The organism is Algibacter miyuki (genome assembly GCF_030409805.1).
Taxonomy (GTDB): Bacteria; Bacteroidota; Bacteroidia; order Flavobacteriales; family Flavobacteriaceae; genus Algibacter; species Algibacter miyuki.
Window position 1 is genome coordinate 408,504 of record NZ_JAUFQP010000007.1, and the last position, 16,345, is coordinate 424,848.

A 16,345-nucleotide genomic window follows, 5' to 3' on the forward strand; every position below is an offset into this window, starting at 1 on the left:
CTGAATATTTTAAATAGCTTATTCCTCTATCCGATCCAAGTGCTCCAAGGAATTCTCGATAGTAATAATACTAAACCAAGACTGTAAAATATAGCGATGGTTTTCAATTTAGCTCTAGATGTTAATTTCTTTTTATGTTTTGAATAACCGATGGTAATTAATGCCACGGCTACGATATTTACAAATGGGTGTTCTACTAAGTAAAGTCTTGCGATAGAATTGCTCATTACTTTTCCACCAAGCTCACTCCATAATTGAAATCGAGGCGACACAAAATAAAGTACAATACCAATGGTTAATTGAATGTGTGTTACGATTAAGGTGAATAATGATTTTCTGAAATCGTTTGCTTCATACTCCTTATCTCCAGCCGTTTTTATAATGGCGTTTAGCGTTGCAATGATTAAAATAACGAAGACTAAATAAGCCCAATATGAGTGGAGTGTTAATAACGTATTGTACATAAAGATGTGTTTTTAATGATTGTTGCAAAAATAGTAATTTAATCTCATTTACCATTTTAAATTACGGGGATAATATTGAGTATCGTGCATAAAAAAACCGCTTCGAATGAAGCGGTTTTTAAAATTATATTAGTTGATTGTTTCCTTTAATCTAAGAAAACCATATTCTTTGTTTAGAAAGAGTATTTTACACCAACTTGAAGTTTCCATGCATTTCCAAAGTAGTAATCATAATCATAAGAATCAACAGGATACTCACCACTAACTTGTGGGAAAGAGAACGTAGGTTCATTATTTCCATCTACACCTTCGAAAGTTAAAATTTGACTATTGTTTGAGATACGATTAATTTTTTCTACACCCCATTTAGAATTTAATAGATTTCCTACATTAATGAAATCAAAAGTAAATTGTAATGTATTTGTAGATTCACCCACGTTAATATAGTACTCACGTGATAATCTTAAATCAAAACTATGTACCCAAGGATTACGTGCTGAATTTGCTTCAGCATATTCTCCTTTATGAGAACTTAAGTAATCGTCTTGTGCCATGAAATTGAAAAAAGCATCTTCATCGGCAGTACTAACAAAATTAATATCTCCTCTATCTTTAGGAATATAAATTAAATCTGTAGAAACACCGTCGCCATTCATATCATTTGTATAAGTATAGCTATATCCACTAGGAGAATAACCAGAATAGAATACGTTAATTAAAGTTGCCGATTTTAACGCATTATTAGACCAAGGTAATTTGTATGAAGCTGAAGCAATTGCTTTGCTAGGCACTACATACTGAGAACGTTGAAGTTCTGGTAAATGTGGTCCGTTAACAGCTTCTAAACCTGAGTATGCAGAAAATGCATTACTACCTGGCATACCAGAAATTTCTTTTGACTCAGTATAAGTATAAGCAGCCATTAAGTTTAAATCTTGTACTGGTTGTGCTTTTACAGTAATGTTTCCAATAGCACCCCATCCTTCACTAGTATTTGATAAAACGTATGCATCTTTATCTGTATAAGTAATATCAGCCTCATCAGGATAAATATATCTATTATCTGAACCTGAAAAACGATCCCATGTAGCATCTGGTTGCATTAGGTTATAGTTTTTAAGCATAACACCATTCAACGTTTTTGTATAAATTCCTTCTACAGTAACTTGCATTGGAAAAGATGTTGGAACTTGATAATCAAATGCTAAAGATGTTTTCCATACTTGTGGCATTTTAAAATCTGTAGCTACAGCATTAACATCACTTGGTAACTCTCCGTCTTCTGGAGAAATGGTGTTTGGTAAGTTTAATCTATCGATCATTTCACTTACATCTGTAATCATAGGACCAGCTAATCCAGCTAAAGCAGGATCTACAGAACTTACAGAACCATCAGAATTATATCTTGTATTAGCTTGGTAACTTCCTTGTACCATACCTGAATTGGTTGGCATATTTGTAAAGAATACTAATGGTAGTCTTCCAGAGAAGATACCTGTTCCTCCACGAAGTTTCATAGATTGATCTCCTTTAATATCCCATGTAAAACCAACTCTTGGTGAGAACTGAACATTAGCTTCAGGCCATTCTCCTGTATCAATACTTGTTCCTCCAAAGTCTAATGCTTTAATTGCATTATTTGTAATTAAGTTATCTTTATATTTCAAATAATCAGCACGAATACCGAAAGATAATTTGAAATTATCATTAACATTCCAATCATCTTGAGCATAAATACCTAATTGCGTAAAAGCAACCTCTGCATTTGGGTTTTCTTCACCATCATAACCATAAGTTAAAGCAAAATCTCTTGGAGCTGCTTGGTTAAGGAAGTCTTCCATACTTGCATAGCGGTAATAACCTGTACCATTTCTCATGTAAGAGTTATTAGCTAATTGGTGCTCAAAACTAACACCTCCTGTAATAGTGTGGTTGTCTAAGTAATACGTTAAGTTATTGGTAACTGTATAAGTATTGTTATTAACAGCATTATTCCAAGTAAATAACTCGTAACCAGCAGACATATATGGTTCGTCAATTTGATTATCAAACTCATCAAGTCCATTCATAATATCAATAAAAGGGAATGGAGAAGAATTAGTACCACGTGCATCTTGAATTTTAGAATATGTAGCTAAAAATTGATTTGATAAGTTATCTGAAATTCTACTATTTAAATCCAATGAGACTGAATTTACAATGTTATCCATTGAATAGGTAGAGTTAGAAAACGCCATAGAGTTTTCAGAAATACGGTTCATTGATCTATTACGAGATCCTGCGTTATTAGAGTTACCATTAGTAGCATTCCACCCTTGATTTTTAACGTAGTTATAACGTAAACTCAATTTGTGGTCATCATTAATATTCCAATCAATACGAGCAAGAAGTTTTTTGTTAGTTTCATCTGCAGGATAATCACTGTATGATCCTGGATCATAACCATAATTATCAAGTAAGTGATTTCTAACCAATTCCATATCTGCAATACTAGTACGAGAAAGTGATAAGTCTAAATCAGCAACACCATCTTCAGATGGTCTCCAGTTTACAACTTGACCAGGTGTTTTAACAGATTCTGCATTAACAAAAAAGAATAATTTATTTTTGATAATTGGACCTCCTAAAGTGATACCATAAGTTGTTGTAGATTCCTCATTACGTACTCCAAAATCAACACCGTTAATTTTGTTACCACGCATATCTTGGTTATTAAAGTAAGTATAAGCAGAACCTTTAAATTTATTAGTTCCCGACTTAGTAATAGCATTAATTCCACCACCAATAAAGTTTGTTTGGCGTACATCAAAAGGAGCAATTACTACTTGCACTTCTTCAATAGCATCTAAAGAAATTGGGTTTCCTCCTCCTGGAAGACTAGAACTTAATCCAAAGTTATTATTAAAGTTAGCACCATCAACAGTAAAGTTAGTTGAACGACCATCGCCTCCAGACATACTCATTCCGTTTGCATAAGGTGAAATACGAGCAATATCAGAAATACTTCTATTTACAGTTGGCATTGAAGCTAATTGCGTATTAGAAATATTAGTTACTGCACCTGTTTTTTCTGTTGAAAACTTGGTTCTTTTTGCAGTAATAACCACTTGACTTAAAGAAACGTTTTCTTCACTTAAAACAACATCGTGAACATAAGCAGCACCTAAACCTACTATAATATCACTAGTAATGTTACTTCCGTACCCCATAAAAGACACCTCAACCGTGTAAGGACCTCCTACACGTAAACCGGCTAAATTAAAACGCCCTTCTGGATTAGTAATACTTCCGTATACAGTACCTGAAGGTGTATGCGTAGCAACTACTGTTGCTCCCATAACAGGACCCTCAGCATCTGTAACGCGCCCACTCATCCTTGAGGTCGTTACTTGCGCCATCATGACTGTTGTGCATAGCAATGCTACAGACATTAATAAAAATTGTTTGATTTTCTTCATAATTTTAATTATGTATTAATTTTTTGAAATTAGTCGTTGCAAAATTACGCATAATTATGCGTCCAACATTAAGTAAATGTTAATAAATTTAACATTTTTCAAAAAAAATAAGGCGTTAATATTAAAAATATTAACGCCTTATCCTGTTTTCTATACGAATTTTATACCCTTTTACTCAGATCGCTTATAATAGCTCAATAAGTTTTGAGTTGAAGAATCGTGAGTATTAGATTCATTTCCACTAAATTCCTGTAAAATTTTAGAGGCTAATTGCTTACCTAACTCTACACCAAACTGATCATAACTAAAAATATTCCAAATAATACCTTGCACAAATATTTTATGCTCGTACATCGCAATCAGTTTACCTAAACTTTCTGGGGATAATTTATTAATGAAAATAGTATTTGTTGGCTTGTTTCCTTGAAATACTTTAAACGGTGTTATTTTTGGGCTTGTACCTTCAGCAACAACTTCTGCTTCACTTTTACCATTTAATAAAGCTTCGGTTTGTGCTAAAAAGTTAGATATTAACTTATCTTGATGATCTTGATTACCGTGTAACGACTTTGTAAAACCAATAAAATCGGCAGGAATTAATTTTGTTCCTTGATGTATTAATTGGAAAAAGGCATGTTGCGAATTGGTTCCTGGCTCTCCCCAAATAATAGTACCCGTTTGGTAATCTATTGGGTTTCCATTTCTATCTACACTTTTACCATTACTTTCCATAATACCTTGTTGTAAATAGGTCGCAAACTGGTTTAAGTATTGAGAATATGGAATGATAGCTTCACTTTCGGCACCAAAGAAATTGTTATACCAAACACTGATTAAAGCCAATATCACAGGAATATTTGAATCGAAATCCTCATTTTTAAAATGCTCGTCCATTTTATTAGCTCCTTTCAGTAAGCTATCAAAATTTTCGTAACCCACAGCCAAGCTAACACTTAACCCTACAGCACTCCATAATGAAAAACGACCACCAACCCAGTCCCACATTGGAAAAATATTGTTGCCATCTATTCCAAAACCTTTTACTTTTTCAATATTAGTTGACACCGCAACAAAATGTTTTGCAATAGCATCATCATTAGCGGTTTTTAAAAACCATGCTTTTAATGTATTGGCATTAGAAAGTGTTTCTTGGGTTGTAAATGTTTTAGACACAATAACAAACAACGTTGTTTCTGGATCTAGTTTTTTAATGACTTCATTAACATGATCGCCATCTACATTACTTACAAAATGCGTTGTTAAATGATTTTTATAATATTGAAGCGAATCGACAACCATAGCAGGTCCAAGATCGGAACCTCCAATACCAATATTTACAATATCAGTAAATGCTTTTCCGGTATAGCCTTTTCTGCTTCCGCTTACCACTTCATTTGTAAACCCTTCAATTTTTTGTTTTACTTGATATATTTCTGGCATTACATTTACACCATCCACTTTAAAATCGGCATCCTTTGGCGCTCTTAATGCGGTATGTAAAACAGATCTACCTTCTGTTTCATTTATGGTTTCACCTGAAAACTGACTTTTAATAGCATCTTTCAACTTCACATCACCGGCTAACTGTAATAAATACTTTAGCGTTTCTTCAGTGATTCTATTTTTAGAAAAATCAACATAAAAATCATCCCACTTTACTGTGAATTTATTTGCACGCTCACCATCTTTAGCAAACAAATCTTTCATGTGCACATCTTTTACGGCTTCAAAATGCGCTTGTAATTTTTTCCAAGAAGCTGTTGTAGTCGGGTTTACGTTAGGTAATGCCATAGATTAATCGTTTAGTTTAGTTTAGTTAATACTTTGTTTTATTGTTGGTTTCGCTGGATCTTGATCTTCAAAAACTTCATCTAAGAAATCAACAGCATCCAACTGTTTTTTTATAGGTTCTATAAATTGTAAATATTCTACTTTTAATGAATCGGAAATGCCTTTAGCTTCAGGCAATTTTTCTCTAAACGGATCCACTTGTTTTCCGTTTTTCCAGAAACGATAGCAAACATGGGGTCCACCGGTATTCCCTGTCATACCAACCCAACCAATAATATCACCTTGCTTTACAAATTGCCCAGGTTTTACATTACGTTTTTGCATGTGCAAGTATTGGGTTTCATAAGTGGCATTGTGACGTATTTTTACATAATTTCCGTTACCACCAGCATAGTCCGATTTACTTACTGTTCCGTTGGCTGTTGCCATAATAGGCGTACCAACTGGTGCTGCAAAATCGGTTCCTTTGTGCGGACGCAGTTTAAATCCGTAATAAGCAATACGTCTATTTAAATTATAACGTGACGATATTCTACTAAATTTAACTGGCGCTTTCAAGAAGGCGCGACGTAAGTTTTTAGCTTCATCATTAAAATAATCTACAATACCTTTAGCCGAATCGGTAACAAATTTAAAGGCATAAAAAGGTTCGCTATTATGTTCAAAATAGGCCGCTTTTACATTATGAACTCCGGCATAAATAGTATCATCAATAAACTTATCAGTATAAATAACTTTAAACCGATCGCCCTTTTGCAACCGTCTAAAATCTATAGTCCAAGCATAAATTTCATCAGCCATTTTATAAGCTAAACGTTGACTTAAACCTTGTTCTTCCAAAGTTGCAGAAATACTACTATTAATAACACCTGTTGCTGTTTTTTCAACATACTTTATAGCCTTTCTGCTAGTATAAGCATGGATCGAATCTTGAAAATTAATCACCACAAATTCCTCAACATTAGGCTGATAAATAAAACATTTAGGTGTTTCTAAAGAATCTTTAGCGCACAAAAGCGTGTACGGTTTTCCTACTTGAAGGTATCGAATATCAAAAGTATCCTTAGCTTTTTCGGCAATATTAAATATTTTTGGGTAAGACACATGGTTACGGTCTAGTATTTTACCAAAAGTATCACCATTTTTAATAGTGTCACGTTTTACAATAAAATCGTCTAAATTAAAACCAAACTCAATATTTTCTTCTGGTTCTTCAACAACGGCTACCTCTTCAACCTCAACTTGTTTTTCATCATCCTTACAACTCACAAAAAACACTGTAAATACTAATAGAATTATAAATCTGTGCCCCACTCTTCTTTCTCTTTCTCTGTCCATAAATCTGGAAAAAATATTCTTTTTTGATATTTTGGGTGCATGTATTTCACCCATTCGCTGCCACCAGTTGCCTCGGCGGTTTTGCCGTTAATATTTAAATAATGATTTGCCGTTTTATAATGAGCCATAACCCATTTTATATTTACCGTATAATCGTAATGTTTCATAGCATTTATCAAGTCTTCATTAGCTTGCGAAGCTTCCGGAAGACCCTTAAATTTAGTCCATAAATTGTTATGCTGATAAAACTTTGTAAATCTAATAAATTCATCTTTATATCGCGCCTCAAAATCTGATAATGTCCGAGTTTTTTTACCCGTTGAATAATCTTTACCCGCGGCTTGCCAATACAAATGCTCAAAAGCATTCTCATACGATGATTCTCTATCAATGGTATCTCTAAAACGTTTATCAATCAAGTTGATTAACTCTGTAGAAGCAAATTCAATTTTTCTGTATTGCGCACTTTGAAAACCACTTGCTGGTGTTAATGTAGTTCTAAATTTATTGTATTGTTCCACATCCATGCCGTCTTTCATAATACTAAAAGACGATGTAAGCACATCAAAATAGCGACTTATACGCATTATTTTAATGGTAAACGTTTCGGTATCAATATTGTCGTGATTGGCAATTTGTTCCATTTCCGAAAGCACCATTTTAAACAATAGCTCATTCACCTGGTGATACATAATAAAAACCAACTCGTCTGGAAATACTGTGCGTTGTACCTGTAAATTTAACAAAGCATCCGTTTGTATATAATCCCAATAATTAATGGGCTTACTGTGCAGAAGTCCTTCTAAATGCACATTAACGTCTTGGTCAATGGCATCGTACTTTTCTTTAAGTTGATTGGATATTTTAGTGTTCAAAATTTTTTAATTTTTAACAACAATATTAAACGGATGTTTCAAGCCTTTAAAAGCTTCTAAATCTGCTCGAAGCGAGCCCACAGCCAAATCGGCCTTGATGCGCAAAGGTAATTTATTTTTATCTTTAGAAACCCAAAGCGATAAACTTTCTTCCTCTTTAAAAACGCGACCTGCCATAACATATGGTCTAAAAACTAAGGTGTTTACAGATCCAAAATCAGTCTCAATAACTTCTTCACCTAAATATTGCAATTTAAATCCATAATTCTCCTCGTCAAAAAACATATCAATTTTAACCTCATCGCCCACTTTTAAATTCTCGGTATCTAAATTATTTCGCAAGTAATAAAACGTAGACACCATATCCTGAATATTAGGTTTGGTATCAATAACCATCTTGGTATTATGTTTTTTATTATTAACGTGCGCTTTATTGTTTACCTGATCAAAATCAATTTCCAAATCTTTGGTATGCCCACCTTCATCAATATTCCTAATGAATTTATAAGGCAGAATCGTTTTTTTATCAAAATAACTCTCATAACGATCTGTCACCTTAAAAAACCACTTAATCATACCTGTAGTCCAGCCTTTTCCAACCACATGATACACTGGCTTCCCGTTTAAAGTTTTATCATTCACCGTCAACGTTGCATTTCCTGCCTTAAGCCAATTACTATAACTCATTCTAAACTTAAACCATTCACCATCCTGAAACGCCGATTCCTTTTGCGAAAACCCGCTTTGCGCAACAAAAACTAAAGTGAATATAAGTAGTATTTTTTTCATCTGTATCTGAGTCATATCATGTAACTTTTTAATTGTACAAATATTGTAACAAGCAAGAAATTACAATTACTATTCCAAAAATAGAAAAATTAAATCAACTGCCCGTATTTATAAGAAGCTCTTAACATTAAAATGTTACATCTACAAGTGAATAAAGGCTTCGAACCTATTTGTTTCTATAAAAATAATTTAGGTGTTCCCCGTTGGATCGGCTTTATTAGTGGGTTTCTATTTTAAATTAGGAAACTTATGAATATAACTATTTCACTACTCATTCTGTTTGTTTTTTTTAAGAAAACAAACAGGATTTCAAAACAAACCTTTCAATCTCTAAATCAGGACAATCTGCCAACAGCGTTTTATTACACTCAAAAAAAAGCCTGTCTAATTTAAAAAATCAGACAAGCTTTATATTATACATCAATTAGAATCAGAAATTACAAATCCTTCAATCTCTAAAGCGTTCCTCTACTCGCTTGTTCGCGTTCGATAGATTCAAACAAGGCTTTAAAATTACCGGCTCCAAAACCTTTTGCTCCCATACGCTGAATGATTTCAAAAAACAACGTTGGCCTGTCTTCCACAGGTTTTGTGAAAATTTGAAGTAAATAACCTTCCTCATCGGCATCAATCATGATACCTAATTTTTTCAAAGCTTCAATATCTTCTCGTAACTCATGGCTATAGGTTTCCAATCTTCCCGGTACAGCACGGTAATATTCCTCTGGTGGAATAGACAAAAACTCCACGCCTTTAGATTTTAATTGGCTTACCGTAGCAATAATATCATCCGTAGCAACAGCTATATGTTGTACGCCAGCACCTTCGTAAAAATCGAGATATTCTTCAATTTGCGAACGTTTTTTTCCTTTTGCAGGTTCGTTTATCGGAAATTTTATGCGGCCATTACCGTTACTCATCACTTTACTCATAAGTGCAGAATATTCGGTATGGATTTGTTTATCATCAAAGGATAAAAAGTTTTCAAAGCCCATAACGTCTTCATACCATTTCACCCAAGTATTCATTTGTCCCCAACCTACATTACCAACCATGTGATCAATGTATTTCAGTCCGGCTGATTCTGGATTATAGTCCGATTCCCAAGCACGAAATCCAGGTAAAAAAGTACCGTTGTAATTTTTTCGTTCTACAAAAATATGCACCGTTTCTCCATATGTATAAATACCCGCACGAACCACTTCGCCATGCTCATCTTTTTCTACCGTAACATCCATGTACGATTTCGCACCACGACTTATAGTTTCTTTATAAGCTTGACGTGCATCATCCACCCATAATGCCACAACTTTTACGCCGTCTCCATGTTTTACAATGTGGTCGTTTATTTTAGATGTGCTATTTAGCGGCGTGGTAAGTACCAATTTAATTTTATCTTGTTTTAACACATAACTTACAGAATCTTTGGAGCCTGTTTCCAAACCTTTATAAGCGTATGACTGAAATCCAAAAGCCGTTTTATAAAAATGTGCAGCTTGTTTAGCGTTACCCACGTAAAACTCCACATAATCGGTACCTAAAAGCGGTAAGAAATCTTGCGCACCTTCAAATATTTTTTCTAAACCGTAGTTTACTGATTTTATATCTTTTGCCATGTTGTTTTTATTTAATTATTTGTTTACTTCCCTTTTGAGTCGCTTTTATCTGTAATGAATTGGCTGACTCTGTATTTTCTTAATACTCGTAATATTCTGTTGGATTTGAATGTTTTTTGGTTAAGATTGAACTTTATTGATGGTTTAGCCCTGATTGCAGTGGCATCCTTTTTGTGTGCTTTAACCATTTTTAAAGAAGAACTGATACTTTATTTTGCAGATTTCACTTAAAAAGCTGCTAAAAATTAGCTTAGCACATAAAAAGATATAACGGAAAGCAGGATGAGCTTCAAACAATAATTTTCAAGCTATTCGAGCCATGATTTATAATAGGTTTCGTCTGCAATTTCCATAGCTTCCTCGGTAAGCATAAGTGGCTTGAAAGTATCTACCATTACGGCAAGTTCATCGGTTTTGGTTTTACCAATACTACGTTCGGTGGCTCCGGGATGCGGCCCGTGCGGAATACCTGCAGGATGCACAGAAATATGCCCAGCCTCGACATCGTTTCGGCTCATAAAATCGCCATCAACATAGTACAAAACCTCGTCGCTATCAATATTACTATGGTTGTACGGCGCTGGAATGGACTGCGGGTGGTAATCGTAAAGACGGGGTACAAAACTGCAAACTACAAAGGCATCGGTTTCGAAAGTTTGATGTACTGGTGGTGGCTGATGGATGCGCCCCGTGATGGGTTCAAAATCGTGAATGGAAATGGCATACGGGTAATTATATCCGTCGTAACCAACAACATCAAAAGGATGCGAGGCGTAAACCATTTCGATAATATCGTCTTGTTTTTTTACTTTTATAAGAAAATCGCCACTTTCATTATTGGTTTCTAACTCCTGCGGTTGGCGAATATCGCGTTCGCAAAACGGTGCGTGTTCTAGGAGTTGCCCAAACCAGTTTCGATAGCGTTTTGGGGTGTAAATTGGCCGACGCGATTCGACAATAAAAAGACGATTATCTTCGGTATCGAAATCCATTTTATAAATTACACCGCGTGGCACCAAAAGGTAATCGCCATATTTAAAATTGATATTTCCTAAGTGTGTGCGCAACTTACCAGAGCCTTTATGAATAAAAATAAGCTCGTCGGCATCGGTGTTTTTATAAAAATAATCTTGTGTGGCTTGTTTTGGAGCAGCTAAAATAATGGCACAATCGCTATTTACCAAAATGGTTTTTCGGCTTTCAAGATAATCGTTTTCGGGCTTTACTTGAAAACCTTTTAGTCGATAGGATTTTATATTATTTTTTAATGCAATTTTTGGCGCCACACTGTATTGCTTTTTAATCGCTTTTACTTGTGTTGGTCGCTGTTCGTGATAACTGTTTGTAGACATACCATCGAAACCAATGGTGCCAAACAATTGCTCGGCATACAGACTGCCATCGGGTTTTCTAAACTGGGTGTGACGTTTGGGTGGAATATTCCCTAATTTATGATAAAAAGGCATAATTTCTTAAATTATAAGTTAATCATTAAAAGTTTTAAAGCAAAAAACTTTAATCTTCAGATAGTTACATAAAGATACACAAATGCCTGACTATTCAGGATTTCTCTTGAGAAGAAAATTAAGATGTTGCAGTAAATTAACCCAATACAATGCCATATTACTACAAATATCGTAAATATTTTGGTTATTCCGTAAAAAGGACCAACTTTTTAGAACCTCTAGAGTAGTATCCTGTATATAATTAGAGGCTGTGACTCTGGCAGCATAAGAAAAGAAGACTTAATTAATTTATCTTAAAACCAAAAGCCTAAGTTAAAAAACCAAATGCTCTTTTTAGATTCGGGAGAGTAGCTGTATTTTACCTGTAAAGGACCAACTAGTGTTTCTACACCGTAACCTAAACCGTAACCGCGATAATCGGGTAATGAAAACCATTCGCCAGTTTCAAATATATCGTCGTCTACGTTTGCCCAGTTTGCCTCTAGCAGAATATGATGTTTTTTAAACACCTCGTAATCGGCACTGGCATAAGTTTTCACGAAACTATTCCCCGAAAGGGAAATGAAATCGTAGCCAATAAAAGGAATAAAATTATTTATTAAATCGTTGCCAAAACCACCGAGTGCAAAATCTAGTGATTTAGTAGATCTATCACCCATTTTAAAACCACCACTACTTCGGAAATTTAAAGCCATTCTATCGGAAACACTAAAGGCGTAACCCAAATCGGCCTTGGCTATCGAGAAGCCATCAAAATCTTGGTTAAAATCTGAAGCCAATAAATACCAATGTAAATCGCCATTAAAATACATACCTTTTTTAGGGAAATATTTATTATCATAAGTATCCAATTTTAAACCGCTAAACACACTTAGGTAATCTGTTTGTTCAAAAATAAACTCATCGTCACTCCGACTACTTAAAAACGTTTCCGAACTCAATTCTAATCGTTTATGCTCCAAACCAAGACTCAACGCAAAATCTTTTCTAAATAAAGTTTGCAAGTAAAACTGATTGGTAAAATCTTCTAATTCTGTTCCAATTTTATTTAATCCTGTGGCATCTATTTCACTGTCTTCCAGCAACAATTCTGCACTAATATTTTTATTAAATGTATTATATCTAGAACGAAAACCAACACTATAATAAAAACCTTTATCTATTAAATACTCGAAGTTATACCGCACATTATCGCCTAAAATAAAATCGAAAGAAGCGACATCATTCTTAAACAAAAGCTGCTTTTTTGTGATATTTATAAGAGCTGCACTTTTATATAAATCGTCGAAATGAATCCCCAACCTTAAGAAGGTTGTATTCTTAGTTTCGGCTAATTGCGTTTCTAAATGATACGAATCACTGCTACTCGATTTTTTTAAATTATACCGAAAAGAATTGAAATTATTAGTGGCCACTAAATTATTAACACCAGACACAAAACGGTTGTAACTTATTTTTTCATTCGGTTTCAACTTCAACTTCCCTAAAACATAAGCCCGCGTATAACGGTCGATACCTTTTACTGAAAAACCACTAATAGTCAAACTATCTGGTGATACTAGAGCAAAATGTTGATTATTTTCGCGTTTAGGCAAACTTTTTAAAGTTTCAATATTTGCGATAGCTGCATGCTTTCCACTTTCAATAATTTCGTTTCCTTCCTCAAAAGAAACTACATTATAATCGGTTATATCTGGCTTAATATACACATCGGTTTCTTTCGATTTTAACTGCATATCGCTTATGGTTCGAAAATTATTAATCTGGAATAATACATCAGTAGCCGAAACCAAGCCTTTACGCTTTTGTAAATCGTCCTGCACATCAACACCAATAATTTTATCCATGCCTTTGGCAAGTAACTCTGTAATAGGATAATTATTAACCACACCACCATCAATCAACATATCGCCATCAATAACAACAGGCTGATATAAGGATGGCAACGCACCACTAGCCATAATTGCTTGTGTTAAATCGCCTGACTCTAAAACCACCTGCTTACCGGTTTCAATATTTGTAGCAACGCAGAAAAACGGCACCTGCAACTTACTAAAATCGTTAATATTATTAACCGGTAATATTAACTTTGAAAATAAATTATAGGTATTTTGTCCGCGTGAAAGTGCCGAAGGCAAACGTACTTTAAAATTTTTGATTGGTAATTTTACAGCATAACGTTCTGCATTATCACGTTCGTAAAATGCTTTTGAAATCCTAGGTAAATCGTCGCTTATTAATTTATTGAAATCAATTTCCTGAAAAATAGAATCAAGTTCTTTCCCTGAATATCCAGCCGCGTAAAGTCCGCCAATAATAGCTCCCATAGATGTTCCAGCAACATAATCAATTTGAATTCCCAAACTATCTATCACTTTTAAAACACCAATATGAGCCAAACCTTTTGCACCACCACCACTGAGCACCAAACCAACTTTAGGCCTAGGGTTTTCAGTTTCGGTTTGCGCTTTCGCGGAAAAGGAAACCGCTAATACAAAAGTTAATATGATGATTTTTTTAATCACAGATTTCTAAGGTTTTCTTTATATAAAAAGGCATTCGGAATATCTGAATAAACTTACGGCTTTATTTTATTTTTTTCGTGATAGAAATTATAAACTTTTTCAGCTCGCGACACCCCAACAACATCTTCCAACTCATCTAATTTGGCATTTGCGATACGTTTAGCCGATTTAAAATGTTTTAACAATTCCACAATAGTTTTATCACCAACTCCAGGAATGTTTTCCAATTCGGTATTTAACGCCGATTTACTTCTTTTATTTCGGTGATGCTCGATACCAAAACGGTGTGCTTCGTTTCGTAATTGCTGAATAATTTTTAGAGTCTCACTCTTTTTATCTAAATATAACGGAATAGGATCGTCGGGATAAAATAATTCTTCCAAACGTTTTGCAATACCAATAATAGCAATGGTGTTACGCAAACCTAACGCATCTAAACTTTTTAATGCGGAAGAAAGTTGCCCTTTTCCACCATCAATAATAATAAGTTGTGGCAATGGTTCATCTTCTTCCAGCAAACGCTTGTAACGCCTGTACACCACTTCTTCCATAGACGCAAAATCATCGGGACCTACAACAGTTTTTATATTGAAATGGCGATAATCTTTTTTACTCGGCTTGCCATCTTTAAAAACCACACAAGCAGCAACAGGGTTGGTACCTTGTATATTCGAGTTATCAAAACATTCTATTTGTCGAGGTTCTTCGGAAAGGCGTAAATCAACTTTCATTTGTGCCATAATTCGGTTGGCATGCCTATCTGGATCCACTATTTTTATTTGTTTGAAACGCTCCATTCGGAAGTATTTCGCATTACGAAGTGATAAGTCTAAAATATGTTTTTTATCACCTAATTGAGGAACGGTAACTTTTAAATTCTCTCCTATATTAACTTTGAATGGCACATATATTTCTTTCGAATTAGAGTTGAAACGCTGACGAATTTCAGTAATAGCCAATTCGAGTAATTCCTGGTCAGATTCATCCAATTTCTTTTTAATTTCTAAGGTATGCGAACGAATAATAGAACCATAAGACAGTTGTAAAAAATTGATATAACCATAACCTTCATCGCTCATGATAGAAAACACATCGACATTACTAATTTTAGGGTTTACAATAGTAGAACGTGATTGATAATTTTCCAGAACTTCAATTTTCTCTTTCATTTTATGCGCTTCTTCAAACTGCATATTATCGGCCAGCTCCCGCATTTGCACTTTAAATTGCTGTAAAGAATCTTTAAAGTTCCCTTTTAAAATTTCTTTTATAGCTTTTATATTTTCGTTGTAATGTGCTTCTGTTTCACGGTTTTCACAAGCGCCTTTACAATTACCTAAATGGTATTCAAGGCACACTTTATACTTGCCAGAATTTACTTTTTCTTGCGATAAATTATAGTTGCAGGTGCGCAAACTGTAAAGTCCTTTTATTAAATCAAGTAGCGTGTACACGGTTTTCCCACTGGTGTATGGCCCAAAATAATCGCTGCCATCTTTAAACACACGGCGTGTGGAAAACACTCTAGGGAAACGTTCGTTTTTTATGCAAATCCACGGGTACGATTTATCGTCTTTTAGTAAAACATTATACCGTGGTTTGTATTTTTTTATAAGGTTGTTTTCGAGTAGAAGCGCATCGGTTTCAGTATCTACAACAATGTGTTTTATGTTAACTATTTTTTTTACTAACACCCGTGTTTTACCATTGTCGTGGGTTTTGGTAAAATAAGAACTGACCCGTTTTTTTAGATTTTTGGCTTTACCAACGTAAATTATGGTGTCGTCTTTATCGAAATATTGATACACGCCAGGTTGGTTTGGCAGGGTTTTTAGCTGTATTTCTAAATTGGGGGTTTCCATTGTTTCAAAGGTAATTATTTTATTATTTTTTTGCCTTGCTTTTAATAGTCGAATTTTAAGTTTTACCTTATCGCTTTGAGTGTGCTTTGTTTGCCTGTTGAATTTATTTTTTAAAAATGTTTTTTGAATAGACTAATTGCATACATTCGCCACTTTTAAAA

The 16,345-nt window shown here is 34.3% G+C and carries 10 protein-coding genes; all 10 read right to left on the reverse strand.

Translation table 11 applies throughout. The features are described from left to right. Positions 1–26 precede the first annotated feature (26 nt). Complete coding sequence (locus tag QWY92_RS04825; protein ID WP_290268914.1) at positions 27–464, reverse strand: hypothetical protein; 438 nt, start codon at positions 462–464, stop codon at positions 27–29. A gap of 173 nt (positions 465–637) precedes the next feature. Continuing rightward, positions 638–3,922 carry a TonB-dependent receptor gene (locus tag QWY92_RS04830; RefSeq protein ID WP_290268915.1) on the reverse strand — a complete coding sequence of 1,095 codons (3,285 nt, stop codon included), beginning with the start codon at positions 3,920–3,922 and terminating at the stop codon, positions 638–640. A 171-nt stretch (positions 3,923–4,093) separates the two neighbouring features. Continuing rightward, positions 4,094–5,713, reverse strand: coding sequence for a glucose-6-phosphate isomerase (pgi, locus tag QWY92_RS04835; RefSeq protein WP_290268917.1), 1,620 nt, complete (start codon positions 5,711–5,713; stop codon positions 4,094–4,096). Between the two features lie 21 nt (positions 5,714–5,734). Then, positions 5,735–7,051: a peptidoglycan DD-metalloendopeptidase family protein gene (locus tag QWY92_RS04840; protein ID WP_290268919.1), complete on the reverse strand. Its 1,317-nt coding sequence runs from the start codon at positions 7,049–7,051 to the stop codon at positions 5,735–5,737. Beyond that, positions 7,009–7,929 carry a tryptophan 2,3-dioxygenase family protein gene (locus QWY92_RS04845; RefSeq protein WP_377878549.1) on the reverse strand — a complete coding sequence of 307 codons (921 nt, stop codon included), beginning with the start codon at positions 7,927–7,929 and terminating at the stop codon, positions 7,009–7,011. The genes QWY92_RS04840 and QWY92_RS04845 overlap by 43 nt, the downstream gene beginning before the upstream one ends. A gap of 3 nt (positions 7,930–7,932) precedes the next feature. After that, positions 7,933–8,715: a DUF3108 domain-containing protein gene (locus QWY92_RS04850; protein ID WP_290268921.1), complete on the reverse strand. Its 783-nt coding sequence runs from the start codon at positions 8,713–8,715 to the stop codon at positions 7,933–7,935. A gap of 455 nt (positions 8,716–9,170) precedes the next feature. Beyond that, positions 9,171–10,331, reverse strand: coding sequence for a 4-hydroxyphenylpyruvate dioxygenase (hppD, locus tag QWY92_RS04855; RefSeq protein WP_290268922.1), 1,161 nt, complete (start codon positions 10,329–10,331; stop codon positions 9,171–9,173). Positions 10,332–10,639: 308 nt separating this feature from the next. Further along, positions 10,640–11,797, reverse strand: coding sequence for a homogentisate 1,2-dioxygenase (locus QWY92_RS04860; protein WP_290268924.1), 1,158 nt, complete (start codon positions 11,795–11,797; stop codon positions 10,640–10,642). A 293-nt stretch (positions 11,798–12,090) separates the two neighbouring features. Continuing rightward, on the reverse strand, positions 12,091–14,322 hold the full coding sequence (locus tag QWY92_RS04865) for a patatin-like phospholipase family protein (protein WP_290268926.1): 2,232 nt from the start codon (positions 14,320–14,322) through the stop codon (positions 12,091–12,093). Between the two features lie 53 nt (positions 14,323–14,375). Continuing rightward, positions 14,376–16,184 (reverse strand): excinuclease ABC subunit UvrC, encoded by a 1,809-nt coding sequence (gene uvrC, locus QWY92_RS04870; protein ID WP_290268928.1) that lies wholly within the window; start codon positions 16,182–16,184, stop codon positions 14,376–14,378. Positions 16,185–16,345 lie beyond the last annotated feature (161 nt).

What these genes read in the sequence shown, in the direction of transcription:
- QWY92_RS04825 (WP_290268914.1), bottom strand. Translation starts at nt 464, where the DNA reads ATGTACAATACGTTATTAACACTCCACTCATATTGGGCTTATTTAGTC.
- QWY92_RS04830 (WP_290268915.1), bottom strand. Translation starts at nt 3,922, where the DNA reads ATGAAGAAAATCAAACAATTTTTATTAATGTCTGTAGCATTGCTATGC.
- pgi (WP_290268917.1), bottom strand. Translation starts at nt 5,713, where the DNA reads ATGGCATTACCTAACGTAAACCCGACTACAACAGCTTCTTGGAAAAAA.
- QWY92_RS04840 (WP_290268919.1), bottom strand. Translation starts at nt 7,051, where the DNA reads ATGGACAGAGAAAGAGAAAGAAGAGTGGGGCACAGATTTATAATTCTA.
- QWY92_RS04850 (WP_290268921.1), bottom strand. Translation starts at nt 8,715, where the DNA reads ATGAAAAAAATACTACTTATATTCACTTTAGTTTTTGTTGCGCAAAGC.
- hppD (WP_290268922.1), bottom strand. Translation starts at nt 10,331, where the DNA reads ATGGCAAAAGATATAAAATCAGTAAACTACGGTTTAGAAAAAATATTT.
- QWY92_RS04860 (WP_290268924.1), bottom strand. Translation starts at nt 11,797, where the DNA reads ATGCCTTTTTATCATAAATTAGGGAATATTCCACCCAAACGTCACACC.
- uvrC (WP_290268928.1), bottom strand. Translation starts at nt 16,184, where the DNA reads ATGGAAACCCCCAATTTAGAAATACAGCTAAAAACCCTGCCAAACCAA.